We start from the raw sequence: 15,185 nt of genomic DNA on the forward strand, positions 1-15,185 counted from the left end.
TCTCCCATTGCGCGCATGGAGTGAGCACTGCCCGCAGAGTTCAAATACGATCGACTTTTGTGCGCGCTGGCGCGAGCACAGGAGACCAACGGGTTGCCCTCCATATTCCCTATGCCCGAATGAGGAGGTGGTCGATGGAGGCAGGTTCTTCGATCTGGATGGCTCCGGGCGCATCGATAAATCGTTTCAGTCTCATCCGGTCACCTGGGCTGACCGTGATCACTTCCACCGCGACCCAATGTTCGTACACCCGTTTGACTTCCGCCAGCGGGATGTCGATGCAGGCCTCCTCGCCTTCCAACCACAATTGGACGTTCACCGTGTCTCCCGCTCTCAGGTGACCGGGGGTGGTCAGTTTACAGCCGGCCTCTACGCGTTCGAGGACGCATCCGTCCGCTTCAAGCTGCGTGCTGATGTTCGCGAGTACGCAGTCGATCGTGAACTTCGGACTTGCCCACGAGGTCTGTAGGTTCCCCTGCGCCATACGTTTCCCAAAGTGTACCAAACAGCTCCCGATCCGGCGGTCCATCCCGTAACCCCCTGGTGACACTCTCGATCTCGCCGCTCTTTCAGGGGCTGCCGGGTGTGCCACCGCTAGCTTGCGAGGCGTGAGGCGGCCCGGAAATGCTGAGTCCTGGGTGCTGATGGGAAGTGCTGAGTGCTGATTGCTAATCGCGGCCGGAAAACGGGGTCATTCTTCATTTCTTAAGGCATCCGCCCACCGCTCGGTATTCCCTCCGTTCGCCAATGCGTGTAGAATGCGGCCATGATACGGCAAGCCAAGTTGACCCGCCACGACGTGCCTCGACGGGCTAGTGTCTTGAGCGCGCGATTATCAGAGGAGAAGCTCGCCGAGGTTCGCCGGATGTCTCCTGCCCAACGTCTCACGCTTGCCCTGGAACTGTCCGACACCTGCCACGAGTTGCAGCGCGCGTGTTCGCCCAAGCGTTAACCGAGATCGTGCGTCGTCTCGACGACGCGAAGGCTCGGCATCTCGTCGAGCAGTACGCCCTGATCGGCGGATTTGCTGTTTCCGCATGGGGCGTGCCGCGGGCGACGCACGATGTCGATTTCGCCCTCGCGCTCGGTTCATCTGATGCGGCAGCCTTTGCACGCCATCTTCATGCAGAGTTCCAGCCTGGCGAACCGGATGATCCGCTGCGCGGTATCTTTCGAACGAGCGTCACCGTCGATGACCTTTCGGTCCCCATTCAATTGATCCTGCTGCCTCCGGCGTGGAACGTACTCATATTTCAAGAAGTGGAATCTTTGTCGGTTTTTGGTTGCACGGTACGAGTGGTGTCTTGGCAAGCCCTCATCCTCTTGAAGCTGTATGCCGGTGGGCCGCAAGACCTTCTGGATGCGGAACAAATTCTGGCTGTCCGAGGACCGACACCAGCCGAACGGCAAGCGGTCGCTGCACTCGCTAGCAAAGTTGGACTGTTAGCCCCGTGGCAGGCGTTGATTGCTCGCTGACTTCTATGCAACGTTGACCGTGGCGGCGAGGCCGACAAAACAACGGAGCCATGAACAGAAAACATACCGGGAGTCTTTTCCGGAGCCGAGCCCTGCTGACCTTGTACCTTCTTCAGTAGCGACCCGTCATTGACAAGCGCTTGACCTGCGACGAGAATCACGTCCGCGCATGTCGGAGACACCGATCGAGATACGAGTCAGCCAGCCTGGCCGGCCTAAAGCCGAGTCGGACGATGAACCGACCTTTCCTCGGTACGATGGCCCAGCCTTCCTGTCGTACGGATTCCGACCGTTTTTCCTCTTTGCTTCGTTGTTCGCCGGCGCGGCGATTCCGGTCTGGGTGTTGATCTTCGCCGGTGTGAGCAGTTGGGCTTTCCAGTATCCCGCGCGAGAGTGGCACGTCCATGAAATGCTCTTCGGTTTTCTGCCAGCCGTGATGACCGGTTTCCTGCTGACAGCGATCCCCAATTGGACCGGGCGTCCTCCGGTCAGCGGCATCCCGCTGCTGTCGTTGTTCGTCTTGTGGCTGGCAGGACGACTGCTCCTCGCCATGCCGTGGTCCATTCCCATTGTGGCTGCGATCGTGGACGGAGCCTTTCTCGTGGTTGTGGCCGCGCTCGCCTGGCGCGAGATTGTCGCCGGAGGCAGCTGGGGCCAGGCGCCGATCGGTGTGATGATCACGCTGTATGCCGGCGCGAATCTTCTGTTTCACGTGCTGGCGCTCCGCGGGACCGTGACGGATCTCCCGGAGCATGTGGCGCTCGCGCTCATCCTGCTATTGTTGACGCTCATTGGTGGGCGAGTGACGCCCAACTTTACCCGCGAATTCTTGATCCAGCACAACAGGCCCGCGATTTCTGCCTCTCTTTCTCCTGTCGATGCCGTCGCGATGGTGCTGGTCGTGGTGGCCGCCCTCGCATGGATCGTTCAGCCCGAGAGCGTCGCGGCAGGTGGAACGTTAGTCGCGGCGGGGATGGCGAATCTGATTCGTCTCTCGCGCTGGCGCGGGTGGATGGTGTGGCGCGAGCCGTTGGTGCTGATCCTCCATCTGGGCTATGGGTGGCTGACGCTGTCGCTGCTGGCTCTCGGAGGCGCGATGTTTGGGATCGGTCTGCCGGCGGCGAACGCCGTGCATGTCCTCACGACCGGAGCAGTGGGGGCGATGACCTTGGCGATCATGACCCGCGCGAGTTTGGGCCATACCGGCCGGCCGAAGCACGCCGATTCGAAAACGGTCTTGATCTATGTGCTGGTCAATCTGGGTGCCGTGCTGCGGGTCGTCGTGCCGACTCCCGACGCACCGACGGCTCTGACGCATCTCATGCTCATCGTGGCCGCGGTCGGCTGGAGCGGGGCCTATATCCTATTCGCCTTGATCTACGGACCGTTCCTCCTTCGCCCGAGCCTCGACGACTGACGAAGAAAAAGGGGGCAGGCGACTTCATTGGCGAGCCTGAAACGTCGCCGACCTCGAATCAGTCCGGCTGATCGCGAGGGACAGTGGCGACCCACGCGCGAGGTGCCCCCCATCGAGACACTCCTCTTATGTCTAGCCTTCTGGCCGCACGGTGGTAAGCTGATTGGTAGAGCATGTGAGAAACGGGAGCGGCCTGGTCAGCGATCCATCTGTGCGGCGAGAGTCGTGAGTGGCAGGGGGGGATCTGATGAAGCAACCAGTGAAGAGCAAGAGAAGAAAGATCGGCTCAGCTCGCTTCGAAGTGAAGATGGATGTGCAGTTCTTAGGGCTGACCCCTGAAGGACTAGAAATTGAAGGAATCGGAGTTGTCCGCAATTTGTCGATGCGCGGGGCCCTCATTGAGACCCGTGCGTACGTGACGCCGGCCGACCAACTGACATTGTTCGTGACGCTCCCAAACCAGGCCGATCTCTTGGAAATACCCGCGGTCGCCGTTCGGTGGGTCGTACGACGCCATCAACTGGGGGTTGAGTTTCTCAAGCTGGACAGAAAAACGTCGTTGCAGCTCATGAGATATCTGTCCGATATATACAATACGACTCGGGCGCAACGTAAGGCTGTGTAACTTCCCCAACGAGACCTGCTGATCCGCGCCGGCCGGTGGTGTTCGTGGCGCCGATGCCTGACCGCTTCGGCATGGCGCGGACTCTTATAAATGGGGAGTGGAGTCTCCCATGTCAGCGTGCGCAGTCGCCATTGTTCGAGAGACGCGGTTTGGTCCTGAGGTCAAAGAATACCTTGAAAAAATCGATGAGACGTTGAGGCCCTACTCAGGAACATTTCGTGTCCACAGTGGCCCCTATCACCCTCTTGAAGGCGCATGGTCTGGAGACCTCATCATTATTGAGTTTCCCAGCCTTGCCCAAGCCAAAGCGTGGTATAACTCGACCGCCTATCAAGTGATCAAACCCTTGCGCACGAGCAACACGGACGGGGATGTGTTTCTGGTGACTGGTGTCTCGGATTCACACACAGCCACTGACATTCTTGGTTGACGGTCACGAGAGAGAAAAGTGCCAGGAAGCGTTCTTACGCAAGACATCGTCGATTACTTCGAAGCAGCCGGCGAACAATTCCGGCCAGGGAAAACGGAAACCTTCTCCATTCTGAGGCTCTGCGTGGTTAGGCGTAGGGTGGAGCGTTGCCGGGTTTCCATTTGATGCTGCAGCCGATGCTGGCCTTCTGGTTGCGGTCCACCGGCTTGCCGGCGAGCACGGCCTCGATCCCCGCACGCAGATCGCGACCGGTCACCGGTTTGTTATTGCCCGGGCGACTGTCGTCGAGTTGCCCGCGATAGGCCAGCCGCCGTTCGGCATCAAAGAGATAAAAGTCCGGCGTACAGGCGGCCTTGTAGGCCTTGGCGACTGCTTGTGTGTCGTCGAAGCAGAACGGAAAACGAAACTGGAGTCGTTGGGCCATCTCCTTGAGCCGCTCGGGGGCGTCATCGGGATAGTGTGCAGGATCGTTGCTGCTGATCGCGATGAGGCCAAGCTTGGTGTCCTGATAGTCGGTCCCGATCCTGCTGATTTCCTGCTCGACGTGCTTCACATAGGGACAGTGACGGCAGATGAACATGACGAGCAGGGCGGTCCTGCCGGTAAACGAGTCGAGCGAATAGACTTTGCCGCTCACGACGTCGGGCAGCGTGAACGGCGGAGCGGTTGTTCCAAGCGTGAGCATCACCGACTCGATGGCCATCGACCCCTCCTTGCCTCTTGGTGGACCACGACAGAGCGGACATTCTACCTGAGTCTCGCCGACGAGTGGGAGGCAAGAGTCGTCGGGAAACAAGAGCGGGGTCAGGAACCTCTGCTCTTGTTCCTCATCGGGTCTGCCGCGATCCGATAGAGCGCCACTCCCACCAATGCGACGAGGACGAGGCCGGGCCAGCCGCCGAAGGGAGCTGAGTCAAAGAGGGTAAACGGATCGGGGCTGAGGCTGGGCCAGAGTGCGGCCAACGCGATCGGGACGGCCAGCATGATGCCCATCAACGCTTCGCCGGTAATCAACCCGGCGGCGAAGAGGAGCCCGCACCGTGACGGGTCATCACTCTCCGCTGCGACTCTCCTGGCCAAGGCAGCGATCACGCCACCCACGCAAATGGTGGCTGAGAGTTTCAACGGCAAGTAGATGCCCAGGGCCACGGCGAGCACGGGCAAGCGAAACGCGCTGCCACGTATTTCTTGCCGACGATCCAGCAGAATCACGAGGACGCCGATCACTGCGCCCAATCCGACGAGCAACCAGGGTAGTCCGGCACCGAAGACGCTGCGCGTGAGGCTCGCCATGAGTGTGGCTTGGGGTGCACTGAGGGGATGAGGATGGCTGAGGGTCGGCTCGCCGATCCCGTACTTGGCTTGGAGCAGGGACAGGATCGGAACCAGGACCACGGCGCCGGTCAGCACTCCGACGACCTGCATGATTTGCTGTTTCCACGGTGTCGCGCCGACCAGATGACCAGTTTTCAAATCCTGCAGATTGTCCCCCCCCATGGCGGCGGCACAACAGACGACTGCCCCGATCACCAGAGCCGCCGCCGGTCCGGCCGGATGCCCGGATCCCATGAACAACACGAGCAACAGAGCGGCCACCATAATCGTGGCGATCGTGACGCCCGACACAGGGTTGCTGGAACTCCCCACCAGCCCAGCCATGTAGGCCGCGACCGAGGAAAAGAGGAACGCCGCAAGCGCCATCACGACCGTCATGAGGAGGCCGATCAGTGGACTGCTCACGACAGTGCTGTAGATCCAGGCCATCGGGACCAGTGACAGGGCGAATGGCACGACGATCCAGGGGAGCGGCGCGTCCTGTTCCGTTCTGGCCGTGACGACCGCAGATGGAGACTGCCCCGCTGCGCGATACCGGTCTTGGAGCGTCTGCAGACTTTTCCAGAGCGGCTCGCGCAACATCGTCAACGTCCAGAGTCCGCCCGTCAGCATGGCGCCGATGCCGACATAGCGGATGTGGCCGCTCCAGATCGTCATCGCGGCCGCGAGTCCGGTCCGATCGGGCGGGAGACCATTGAGCAGGCCGTAGGCCGGCATCAAGATCATCCATCCGACGACGCCGCCCAGAAAGACGACCACGGCCGTGTGCAGGCCGATGATGAACCCGACCGCCAGGAGCGCGGGCGACAGATTGAGGCCTGCATAGAGCACGGTGCGTCCGACCTGTACCGCTCCTTCCAGGGATTCAGCCCACAAGCGCATGCCGCTCTCGCCAAACTTCACCGCTCCGCCCAGGAGGGCGGCTGACAAGAGCGTCCGGAAATCGCTGGTGAAGTCGGTCGGGCCGGCATCCTGTCGATCAGGCGTGGCGACCTTCAAGACTTCTGCGGTCGTCACCCCTTCGGGGAACCGCAGGCGCGCGGTGACGATCAGCGCGCGCCGCAAAGGGATAGTAAAGAGCACGCCGAGGAGCCCCCCGACCGTGGCGATCGCCGCAGTCTGCCAGTAGTCGAAGGTGGACCAGTAGCCAACCAGGAGCAGCGCGGGAATGGTGAAGATCACGCCCGCAGCCAGCGCCTCGCCTGAGGAGGCCGCGGTTTGGACGATGTTGTTTTCGAGAATGTTGGACCGGCGGAACAGGCGGAGAATGGCCATGGAGGCGACGGCGGCTGGAATGGACGCGGACACAGTTATCCCGGCAAAGAGTCCCAGGTAGGCATTGGCGGCGGCCAAGACGGCCGCGAGGATCACCGACAGCACGACCGCTTTGACGGTGATTTCAGGGAGTCTCACCGAGGGGGGGACGACAGGCTGGTCGTCTTTCATGAGGACTGCCAAACAGATGAGACACGGACCATCGCTTCACTCATGCCGGTGGAAGACAAGGTGCTGACGGAAGTGGCCGCATGATAACGCAGCGCACAAAAAAAGGGGAGGCGGGACGAGGGCCGTTGGGGGTGGGCGGGTGAGAAAGGCGCGCGCACAGGAGAGCAGCCACACTCGTCCCCATCCTAGACGCCGTAACGTGATGTCGTATAATCCTTACCATGAGACACCTGACGCAGCTCCTCATTGCGTTCTGCCTCATCGCGCTGCCGATCTCGACGCACTCGGTGGAGCCCGAGCCGGATCGCGGCGTCTGGCGCACGGCGACTCCCTCGCCCACGAAGCGGACGGAGGTGACGGCCGGGACGTTGTCCGACAAGATTTACGTCGTGGGCGGATTCGAGCAGCCCAGCTTGGGCAACGTGTTGAATCTGTCGATTACTCCGTCCCTCGAAGTCTACGATCCCTCAACTGACCGATGGACTGTGAAAGCTCCCCTGCCGGTCGGCCTGCATCATGTCGGCCTCGGCGTGACCGGGGGGCGACTGTATGTCATCGGCGGGTACAAGCAGTCGGGACTCAGCGTCTGGCAACCGGTTGCGACGGTGTATGCGTATGATCCGGCCACGGACACCTGGGCCGAGCGTGCGTCGATGCCGACCGCTCGCGGCGCGTTGTCGGTGACCGTGCACGACGGGAAACTGTACGCGATCGGCGGCTACGACCGGAATGCAAATAGCGCGGCGGTCGAGGTCTACGATCCCGCGCGCAACACGTGGGTGTCGCGCGCGCCGCTGCCGACCCCTCGCGATCATCTGGCGAGTGCGACCGTGTCCGGGAAAATCTATGCGATCGGCGGACGTCTGAACGGTGACTATCGGCGGAATCTCTCCGTCACGGAACGGTACGATCCCGCTATTGATCAGTGGACACGCGTCGCGGATCTGCCGACGGCCCGCAGTGGCATTACCGCGGCTGAGGTTGGCGGTCGAGTCTACGTGTTCGGCGGTGAAGGGGGCGAGGGCACGTTCCGTGAGAATGAAGCGTATGATCCGGTGCGTGACGCCTGGCAGGCGATGACGCCGATGCCGACTGCGCGCCACGGTCTCGGGTCGGCAGCGGTACAGGGGCGCATTCACGTCCTCAGCGGCGGGCCGACTCCCGGAGGCTCCTTCAGCGATCTGAACGAAGTGTTTACCCCGCCGTCCAGCCGCTGAATTCTTCAATCCTCGTGCAGAAAGGCCAGGAGCTGGTCCAGCTGCGCTTGAACCGCGATCAGCTCGTGCGCTCCTTTCGAGTTCACGCGGATCGCCTCGACGCCTTCGACCGGGACCGCTTCGTCGTCAATCCAGAAGACGTCTCGCTCACCCAGCCGTGTGATGGCTTCTTTCAGCCACACGGTCTTGTCCGCGTAGTTGGTCCAATTGGCGTGATGGAATTGATGCAGCAGGTTCGCATTGTAGGTGACAGTCAGGAACGCCTTGATCTTCTCCTGCTCCCATGTGGTCAGCCAGATCACTTCAAAGTGCTCGAAGGCCCACTCGAGCCAGGTGTTTACGCCAGGCCGCAACTGGAACCCGCCGTCATATTCGCCGAACAGCACACCGTCGATGTCGTGAAACAGGATCGGCTTCATGTACCGGCCCTCCTGTCTAGGCGGTTGCGAGGAGGTCTTAATACCAGTATAGCTCGTGCCTACCCGTCGACCGGGGGAGAGAACAACCAGTGCCAGGACCGCCGTCAATGTACGTGTAAACCATTGATCAGAGCCAATTCGTGGCTACTCGCAGTTGTAGGGGATGTAAGGTCGGCTCGGAGAAACGCCACGTATCTTCGGGTCGGTTGGCCGCCCAACCAACGCTTACGTCCCCTCTTCGCAGGTAGCCAAGTGTTCCGAACCCCGTGCCCGCTCCTCCAAGAATCGCCAGGACTTGGCCGCAGGGCCGGTGATCTAGGTTCCCTTTCTTGTCGCCAACAGTCCAATGAGCGCACGCGCTTTGTCGGCCAGGTCCGCCAGCACCTCATGAATGCGAAAGACCAGCATCACCATCTCACACAACATCCTCCAGAGGAGGTTGCCGATACCCAGGACTGTCAGCCCTCCGACGAGCAACGCGTCTCGGTTCGTGTCTGTGTACTCCGGAGCCAGGCCGGTGAGGACTAGGGCAACCATGAGCAGCCCGGCCAGGGTGATGACCGCTGCGCCGATGACATAGGCCACGAGGATGCAGGCCGGGGTGATCAGCGTCTCGAAGGAGAAGAACCCTCCTCGACGGCATGGCACTTCGCGCGCCTGCGTCTCTGACGAGGAAGGCTCCGTGTCTTCGGGGAGGGTGGCGCCACAGATCCTGCACCGACGGGCCCCGCTCTGGTTCTCAAAGAAACATTCGACGCATCGCATAGCGGTTCCCCCTGTTCATCACGGCGACTGGAAAAATGATAGGTCATCCCCGGTCCTTAGAAAGGGGAAAGGTGGCGTGGAAAGAAAATCGTGTCAGGACCGGTTTCCATCGGTGAAACCCTCTACGACCTTGAATGCAGGCTCGACCGGTGTCCCCTGATCGCGAACAGCCAGGGAGGAGAATCTTCGAAGCCGGCGACTTCATGCGAGTTCTTTCACTCAGCGCCCGTCCCCTCTGCACCTAAGGTAGCAGCGCCTGCCCCCTCCGTAGGATAGTGGTTCGCGTTGTCTGCTCGTACCATCGCGCTATGTCAGCCAGCCCTCGCAAGACACCGTTGGTGCTCGTCTCCGCTACCGCTGCGATGTTCAGCCTTCCGATGCAGACGGCCTGCCGGCCTACGCCATACGCCGCTGTCGATCACACCTCAACAAATCTGACGACGATGAGTGTTCCGGTCCCGCAACATGTCCGGCGCTTAGCCGTGTGGTATCCCAGCACGTCGGAGCGGGACGAGGCGTACGGGTACAGTCGGCTTGAGCAAGCGACGTTCCAGCTGAAGCAGCAGCGCTTGTGGATCAAGATTCTCGACCGGCGCAACATGGATCCGCTGACGGATGAACAGCGATTGCAGGTCTCCGGCCGCGTTGGGGACGACAGCGCGGTCCGTATCGGGAGGTGGCTCGGCGCGGATAGCATGGTCCTGTTTCGGATCAACGTACCGAGTTGGAGGGAGCGGATGCTGGCACGCTTCTACCAGAAGATGCCGCCCTTGGTCGTCTCGAGCAAGATCATTTCGGTGGAGACCGGCGAGGTGCTGTATCACGACATCGTCACTACCATGCCGGTCCCCCCCTCGGGCGACTGGAGCGACTACGCCAGCGACTATGAGCTGCAGCCCGCGCTACACACCGCTCTCGATCAAGCGCTGTCGGTCGCGATTGCGCATCTGAACCAATCATTCCGCTGACGGATACAACCAACTGAGTTGTTCATGAGGCCATGAAAGACAAGAGGAGGGTTTATTTCGTTTCTCGAACCAAAGGAACGAGACCGGCCACATGAACCAAACAAACTAGATCAATCAGAGCCACCCAGCCACCCGCTGAATCGCTTCGAATGATGATCCATTTTCAGCCCGGCTCAAGATGGATTTCCTGCCCGGAAGGTTCTGTATAGAACGCCGAACACATCGCAGCCGTACTTGAAAATAATTCCCAAATCCTTGACATTGCGCAGGGTACCTGTTACTTGTGAACCAGAAATATGTATGTCTCAGTATCTTCTCCCTGAGGCCCTGCCTGACTTCCTGATTGTACTCAAGGTGTTATTTTGTGGTGCCTAGTCTGCTTCAGCATGTAAGAACCCTTCGACCAGGCAGCGGTATCATCCTGGTCCTCGCCTTCCTTCTACTGCCATATCTGGTTGATGTTGTCTACTATGGCGACTTCACCCCGACCCATTACGCACAAGAAAATACCATTGATGAGGAAGATGCTCGAACTATCATTGATAAAGCTTCTCATTTGGTTGCTGTTGACGAAGCAAACTCTGGCATACGAGGTCGCCTGTTAGCGCCAGATGTCAACGCACAAGCCAGTCTTCAGGCAGGAGTACCCCTCCTGTCCTACTACCCAATTTCAGAATCACTCACTTCCAGGCCTCCTCCGCCTCTCTTACCTGGTTGGGTTCGTCCGTTACGCGACCTGGACGTTGTGTCTCTCGACACCCCATCTGTGCCTTGAGACACGCCTGACAGAATGTCTTGGGCAAAAGCACTGTTTCGAACCGTTCCTCCCTCAGCGAAAGGTGAGGGGATCTTCGTGAGCGGTAGTCAGGAGACATCAATGTCCGAATTCGGTCACTTGCTCCCTTTTTGGAAAGGAAGGAGTCACGATTTGTTGAACAATCAAGTCGCCAGGCGCATCGACTTCGGTCGGCGCAATCGCATTACGAGAACGGAGGTGTTTTGTGACTTCGATGGCACGATCACTCGCCTCGATGCCACAGACGCTGTGCTCGAAGCATTCGCCTTGCCAGCCTGGCGAGAATGGGAAGAGCGCTGGGTGAGAGGCGAGATCACGAGCCAGGAGTGCCTCGCCCGTCAGGTCGAGCTGATTCAGGCTGATCGAGAGACCCTCGTGCAATTTGCAGCGGATCTTCCTATCGACGAAGGCATTTTCGCGCTGGACCGTTGTTGTGCCCAACATGGAGTGCCACTCACGATTGTCAGCGATGGAATCGATCTCCTTGTGGAGGCGGTCCTTCGTCGGCATGGTCTGTTGCACCTCCCGGTGTTTTCGAACCACCTCCGCTGGGATGACCAGGGACATCCCACGCTCAGTTTTCCCTTCGCAGCGGACAATTGTGAAAGCGGGGCGGGGACCTGTAAGTGCTCGTTGACCCGTCAGTCAGCTCCCGCGGCGACTTACCCGGTATATATCGGGGACGGCCGGTCAGATCAGTGCGTCTCCGCCAGAATGCAGACCGTGTTTGCCAAGGGAAAGCTCCAGGATTGGTGCCGACTCAACGGCATCCTGTGCATCCCGTTTGAGACGCTGGCCGAAGTGTCTGAATATCTGTTCCCACAGGAGGCTCGCATCGCATGAAACCTTTGCCCATGATCCATGTCAGCGAGCAAGAACTCCGCGAGAAAGAGGCGAAGTACTGCTCATACGGGGACACCGTGCACTATTCACTGGTCCCCAAATTCTTTCAAGGCTGTGAAGGGAGTTTCCTTTACGACCGGGACGACAAACCCTTTCTCGACCTTCAGATGTGGTACTCGGCGGTTAATTTCGGCTATCGGAACAAAAGTATCGTCGATGCTGTCAAATCGCAGCTGGATCAACTCCCCCAATTGGCTTGCCAGTATCTACACGAAGAAAAAGTGCTCGTGGCCGAGAAGCTGGCGAAAGAGTGTCTACGCGCATTTCATGTAGAGGGGCGAATCCAATTCAACGTGGGGGGTGCACAGGCGATTGAGGATTCGATGAAGCTCGTGCGCAACGCCACGGGGAAGAGTCTGTTCATGGCGTTCATGGGTGGCTATCATGGCCGGACGTTGGGGGCATCCGAAATCACTTCCAGTTATCGCTACCGCCGGCGTTTTGGCCACTTCTCGAATCGTGCGCATTTCGTGCCGTATCCCTACTGTTACCGCTGTCCCTACGGGAAGAAGCTCGACTCCTGCGAGTATTATTGTGTCAACCAGGTCGAGCGATTGTTTGAAACCGAGTACAACTCTTTCTGGGACTCGAGGGCCAATGAGCCGGAGTTTGTGGCATTTTATGTCGAGCCGGTTCAGGCTACGGGAGGGTACATTATCCCGCCGCCCGAGTATTTTTCACGGCTCCAAAAAATTCTCCATGACCGCAAAATTCTCCTGGTGGACGATGAAATCCAGATGGGATTTTTCAGGACCGGAAAATTCTGGGCGATCGAACACTTTGGGGTGCAGCCCAATGTCGTCGTCTTTGGAAAAGCCATGACCAATGGGCTGAATCCCATCTCCGGGCTTTGGGCGGAGGAACCGCTGATCTCTCCGCAGAAATTCCCGCCGGGCTCGACGCATTCCACCTTTTCGTCCAATCCATTGGGCACCGCCGCCTCATTGGCGACACTGCAGTGGATCGAACAGCAGAATTACGAAGACAAGGTCGCAGAATCGGGAGCGTATTTTCTGAGTCAGCTGAAAGAACTCAAGCAACGTCATACGACGATCGGGGACGTGTCGGGGTTAGGGCTGGCTCTCCGAATCGAGGTGACCAGGCCCGACCGGTTTACTCCCGATAAAGCCCTCGCCGACCGGATCTTTGAGGCGGGGCTTGCCGGTGAGATTCCATCATCCCGTGGTCCGATGGGGTTGGTCCTGGACATCGGCGGACATTACAAGAATGTCTTTACCCTTGCGCCTTCTCTGGATATCACGAGATCCGAAATCGACCTCGGAATCGAACTGCTTGACCACCTTTTCACAACCTGTTCTGAGGCGTGATGGGATCGCACCGACTGAAACGGTCCGGACTGTTGGATGACATGGTGGATCGGCAGAAGACTGATTTCGCCATCCACACGGGGTCGAATGTGCTGGTCTATCTGATCCACGGCGTCACTGGGACGCCGGCTGAGATGCACTATGTGGGCAAGGAACTCGCACGGCACGGATGGGATGTGTATGCCACGACGTTGCCCGGACACTGCAGGAGACTCCGGGATCTAGTGATCGCGAGTGAGGGTGACTGGCGTGGTCATGTGGAAAAGCAACTCGCGTATGCGCGAGATCGGTACCAATATGTTTTTGTCGCGGGTCTGAGTGCAGGGGCGCTCTTGGCGTTAGAGGCGTCCACGATTGTTGACGTTGATGGCGTCGTGGTTCTCTCGCCCACCTTTGTGTACGATGGTTGGAATACTCCCTGGTCACATGCCATTCTTCCCCTGGCCATGAAGGTAGTCCCGCTCTCGCTCCAACACTTCCTCTTTCATATCGATGGGCCTCCGTTTGGCATCAAAGATGAGGTGGTTCAGGCACGGGTGCGTGCGGCCTACCGTCCGCTTGTGATCCTACGAGAGGCGCTGAGTGACTGGTGGGCGTATCGGACGCGTCGCGGCAAGGGAAGTAGTGGCAACGAGGACTTTGTTCCTGCGGCCGCCTCAAAGGGGTATCCAATCTTCCCGTTGAGGACGCTCACCGAGATCGATCGCCTGATCACGCGAGTCCGATCACGCTTACGACATGTTGCCGCACCGACGTTGATTCTCCAGGCGCGGGAGGATGACATGACCAGCCCTCGGAATGCGTCCATCGTCCACGACGAAATTGCATCGAGCGAGAAACAGCTCATCTTGTTGGATGACTGTTATCACGTGATTACAGTGGACAAACAGAAGCGCGCTGTCGTCTCTCACGTGATCGACTTCTTCGCCAGTCGCGTCTCGGACACCCAGTTCGCGCCCACTCCCTCCCTTGGATACCAGCCAGCTACCTTATAAATATTCCTCTGTGCTCATCTCGAATTTCTCTTCCGGTCTCCTCGCCCTGTGTCACCCAGTAAGGTAGGGCAACAACAGAAAGCCGTTGAGTTCTTGCTAGAAATGAACGCCAACACCGACATATATCGCGTCGATTCCAGGATTGTGTTCCTTACTCCCTAAAATATTCAGTCCGTAATCTTCTCCATTGGAATTGTGGTTGTAGCCGACTGAGACATAATATTGATTGATGTCATACCTCAATGAAATGCCGAGGTCATACGTCAGATTGGTCTGGCTCGAATCCGAAGAACCTGGAGAGTTTGGACTCCCGATCTTGTCGGCCGCATAGGCGACTCCAAGGTTCACCAGTACTTCATATCTGTCGAACCGATATCCCACGAGAGCCCCTCCCGCAATCTGCGGTACATGGCCGCCGTCAAGGAGTGCTCCCTTGAGGTAGGGCCCGACCTCAAGCATGCCGTTCCCAATGGGCTTGATCGGGAACAATCGGTCAGCAAAAATTTGCACGGTCGTCCTGGCTCGGTGCGGGTCGCATGTCCCGCACAGCCATTCCTCGCCGACCCGCAATTCCACATCGGTATGGGTGGCGAAGGGTTCGGCGATGGCGGCACCCGCACAGACTGTTGTCGCAACTAGAATAACCCAGACAACAAACTTCATAATTCCTAATATCAGTCGGTGTTACCTGCCCCCAGGTTTCATCTGGGCCAGGTAGTATGGGAGGAAGTCGCGAGGATCAAGGCTTGCGAGAGAAAACATCATGGGTCGATATAAATACATGAAACAACAATTCGTCGGCAAGTTGAAGTGAACCAAAAGAGTCAGGGGTCTCCTTTTGTTCCGTGGTGGTTGGCCTCGCTCCCACCCCTCCTTGGTTGGGACGGCTTTCAGCCAATCCTCAAGTGCGCGCAGCCTTCTCTCCATCCCAACCCTGGTGAACCAAGAGATGCGCCTTTTCCCGCACAAACACCGCTTATAGTCCTTCCAAGCCTGCCTAATTATCTCTTTGCAGGGCCGCCTGGTTGATCCTCGAATGCGCGCGTCGAACACAGTTTGCCTTCC

Annotated in this window: 16 protein-coding genes; 10 read left to right on the forward strand and 6 right to left on the reverse strand. The window is 58.9% G+C overall.

Annotation, left to right across the window (positions count from 1 at the left end; genetic code table 11):
- Positions 1-109: 109 nt before the first annotated feature.
- Positions 110-529, reverse strand: a complete 420-nt coding sequence (locus tag VEI50_06540; protein ID HXX74768.1) for a hypothetical protein — start codon at positions 527-529, stop codon at positions 110-112.
- Between the two features lie 237 nt (positions 530-766).
- On the opposite strand from VEI50_06540, the gene VEI50_06545 reads away from it, so the two are divergent.
- From VEI50_06545 to VEI50_06565, 5 genes are all read left to right on the forward strand, one after another.
- Positions 767-952, forward strand: a complete 186-nt coding sequence (locus VEI50_06545) for a hypothetical protein (protein ID HXX74769.1) — start codon at positions 767-769, stop codon at positions 950-952.
- Positions 934-1,476 (forward strand): hypothetical protein, encoded by a 543-nt coding sequence (locus tag VEI50_06550; protein HXX74770.1) that lies wholly within the window; start codon positions 934-936, stop codon positions 1,474-1,476. Before VEI50_06545 ends, VEI50_06550 begins: the two co-directional genes overlap by 19 nt.
- 169 nt (positions 1,477-1,645) lie before the next feature.
- Positions 1,646-2,893 (forward strand): NnrS family protein, encoded by a 1,248-nt coding sequence (locus VEI50_06555; GenBank protein HXX74771.1) that lies wholly within the window; start codon positions 1,646-1,648, stop codon positions 2,891-2,893.
- A 247-nt stretch (positions 2,894-3,140) separates the two neighbouring features.
- On the forward strand, positions 3,141-3,518 hold the full coding sequence (locus tag VEI50_06560; GenBank protein HXX74772.1) for a PilZ domain-containing protein: 378 nt from the start codon (positions 3,141-3,143) through the stop codon (positions 3,516-3,518).
- A gap of 109 nt (positions 3,519-3,627) precedes the next feature.
- A complete protein-coding gene (locus tag VEI50_06565; protein ID HXX74773.1) occupies positions 3,628-3,948 on the forward strand; it encodes a DUF1330 domain-containing protein in 321 nt (106 codons plus the stop codon).
- Between the two features lie 127 nt (positions 3,949-4,075).
- Here the strand turns inward: VEI50_06565 and VEI50_06570 are convergent, their stop codons facing one another.
- On the reverse strand, positions 4,076-4,651 hold the full coding sequence (locus VEI50_06570; GenBank protein HXX74774.1) for a thioredoxin family protein: 576 nt from the start codon (positions 4,649-4,651) through the stop codon (positions 4,076-4,078).
- A gap of 101 nt (positions 4,652-4,752) precedes the next feature.
- A complete protein-coding gene (locus tag VEI50_06575; protein ID HXX74775.1) occupies positions 4,753-6,696 on the reverse strand; it encodes an oligopeptide transporter, OPT family in 1,944 nt (647 codons plus the stop codon).
- A 254-nt stretch (positions 6,697-6,950) separates the two neighbouring features.
- Between VEI50_06575 and VEI50_06580 the strand changes: the two genes are divergently transcribed.
- Positions 6,951-7,946, forward strand: coding sequence for a kelch repeat-containing protein (locus VEI50_06580; GenBank protein ID HXX74776.1), 996 nt, complete (start codon positions 6,951-6,953; stop codon positions 7,944-7,946).
- A gap of 5 nt (positions 7,947-7,951) precedes the next feature.
- Here the strand turns inward: VEI50_06580 and VEI50_06585 are convergent, their stop codons facing one another.
- Together VEI50_06585 and VEI50_06590 are read right to left on the reverse strand one after the other, a co-directional pair.
- The gene (locus VEI50_06585; GenBank protein HXX74777.1) at positions 7,952-8,365 is read right to left on the reverse strand and encodes a hypothetical protein; all 414 of its coding nucleotides are present in this window, start codon (positions 8,363-8,365) and stop codon (positions 7,952-7,954) included.
- 315 nt (positions 8,366-8,680) lie between these two features.
- Positions 8,681-9,130, reverse strand: a complete 450-nt coding sequence (locus tag VEI50_06590) for a DUF4282 domain-containing protein (protein ID HXX74778.1) — start codon at positions 9,128-9,130, stop codon at positions 8,681-8,683.
- 308 nt (positions 9,131-9,438) lie between these two features.
- Here VEI50_06590 and VEI50_06595 point away from each other — a divergent pair, with 308 nt between their 5' ends.
- From VEI50_06595 to VEI50_06610, 4 genes are all read left to right on the forward strand, one after another.
- Positions 9,439-10,098 (forward strand): hypothetical protein, encoded by a 660-nt coding sequence (locus VEI50_06595; protein ID HXX74779.1) that lies wholly within the window; start codon positions 9,439-9,441, stop codon positions 10,096-10,098.
- Positions 10,099-11,026: 928 nt separating this feature from the next.
- On the forward strand, positions 11,027-11,737 hold the full coding sequence (locus VEI50_06600; protein HXX74780.1) for an MtnX-like HAD-IB family phosphatase: 711 nt from the start codon (positions 11,027-11,029) through the stop codon (positions 11,735-11,737).
- A complete protein-coding gene (locus VEI50_06605; protein ID HXX74781.1) occupies positions 11,734-13,125 on the forward strand; it encodes an aminotransferase class III-fold pyridoxal phosphate-dependent enzyme in 1,392 nt (463 codons plus the stop codon). The genes VEI50_06600 and VEI50_06605 overlap by 4 nt, the downstream gene beginning before the upstream one ends.
- Complete coding sequence (locus VEI50_06610; GenBank protein ID HXX74782.1) at positions 13,125-14,120, forward strand: alpha/beta fold hydrolase; 996 nt, start codon at positions 13,125-13,127, stop codon at positions 14,118-14,120. Before VEI50_06605 ends, VEI50_06610 begins: the two co-directional genes overlap by 1 nt.
- A gap of 96 nt (positions 14,121-14,216) precedes the next feature.
- Here the strand turns inward: VEI50_06610 and VEI50_06615 are convergent, their stop codons facing one another.
- Positions 14,217-14,783 (reverse strand): hypothetical protein, encoded by a 567-nt coding sequence (locus VEI50_06615; protein ID HXX74783.1) that lies wholly within the window; start codon positions 14,781-14,783, stop codon positions 14,217-14,219.
- Positions 14,784-15,185: the final 402 nt, after the last annotated feature.

This window comes from Nitrospiraceae bacterium (genome assembly GCA_035623075.1).
In the GTDB taxonomy this organism is placed as follows: Bacteria; Nitrospirota; Nitrospiria; order Nitrospirales; family Nitrospiraceae; genus DASPUC01.

Coding starts and splice junctions, on each gene's coding strand:
- VEI50_06590 (HXX74778.1), bottom strand. CDS start 9,130: ATGCGATGCGTCGAATGTTTCTTTGAGAACCAGAGCGGGGCCCGTCGG.
- VEI50_06580 (HXX74776.1), top strand. CDS start 6,951: ATGAGACACCTGACGCAGCTCCTCATTGCGTTCTGCCTCATCGCGCTG.
- VEI50_06545 (HXX74769.1), top strand. CDS start 767: ATGATACGGCAAGCCAAGTTGACCCGCCACGACGTGCCTCGACGGGCT.
- VEI50_06610 (HXX74782.1), top strand. CDS start 13,125: ATGGGATCGCACCGACTGAAACGGTCCGGACTGTTGGATGACATGGTG.
- VEI50_06555 (HXX74771.1), top strand. CDS start 1,646: ATGTCGGAGACACCGATCGAGATACGAGTCAGCCAGCCTGGCCGGCCT.
- VEI50_06615 (HXX74783.1), bottom strand. CDS start 14,783: ATGAAGTTTGTTGTCTGGGTTATTCTAGTTGCGACAACAGTCTGTGCG.
- VEI50_06540 (HXX74768.1), bottom strand. CDS start 529: ATGGACCGCCGGATCGGGAGCTGTTTGGTACACTTTGGGAAACGTATG.
- VEI50_06570 (HXX74774.1), bottom strand. CDS start 4,651: ATGGCCATCGAGTCGGTGATGCTCACGCTTGGAACAACCGCTCCGCCG.
- VEI50_06605 (HXX74781.1), top strand. CDS start 11,734: ATGAAACCTTTGCCCATGATCCATGTCAGCGAGCAAGAACTCCGCGAG.
- VEI50_06585 (HXX74777.1), bottom strand. CDS start 8,365: ATGAAGCCGATCCTGTTTCACGACATCGACGGTGTGCTGTTCGGCGAA.
- VEI50_06565 (HXX74773.1), top strand. CDS start 3,628: ATGTCAGCGTGCGCAGTCGCCATTGTTCGAGAGACGCGGTTTGGTCCT.
- VEI50_06595 (HXX74779.1), top strand. CDS start 9,439: ATGTCAGCCAGCCCTCGCAAGACACCGTTGGTGCTCGTCTCCGCTACC.
- VEI50_06560 (HXX74772.1), top strand. CDS start 3,141: ATGAAGCAACCAGTGAAGAGCAAGAGAAGAAAGATCGGCTCAGCTCGC.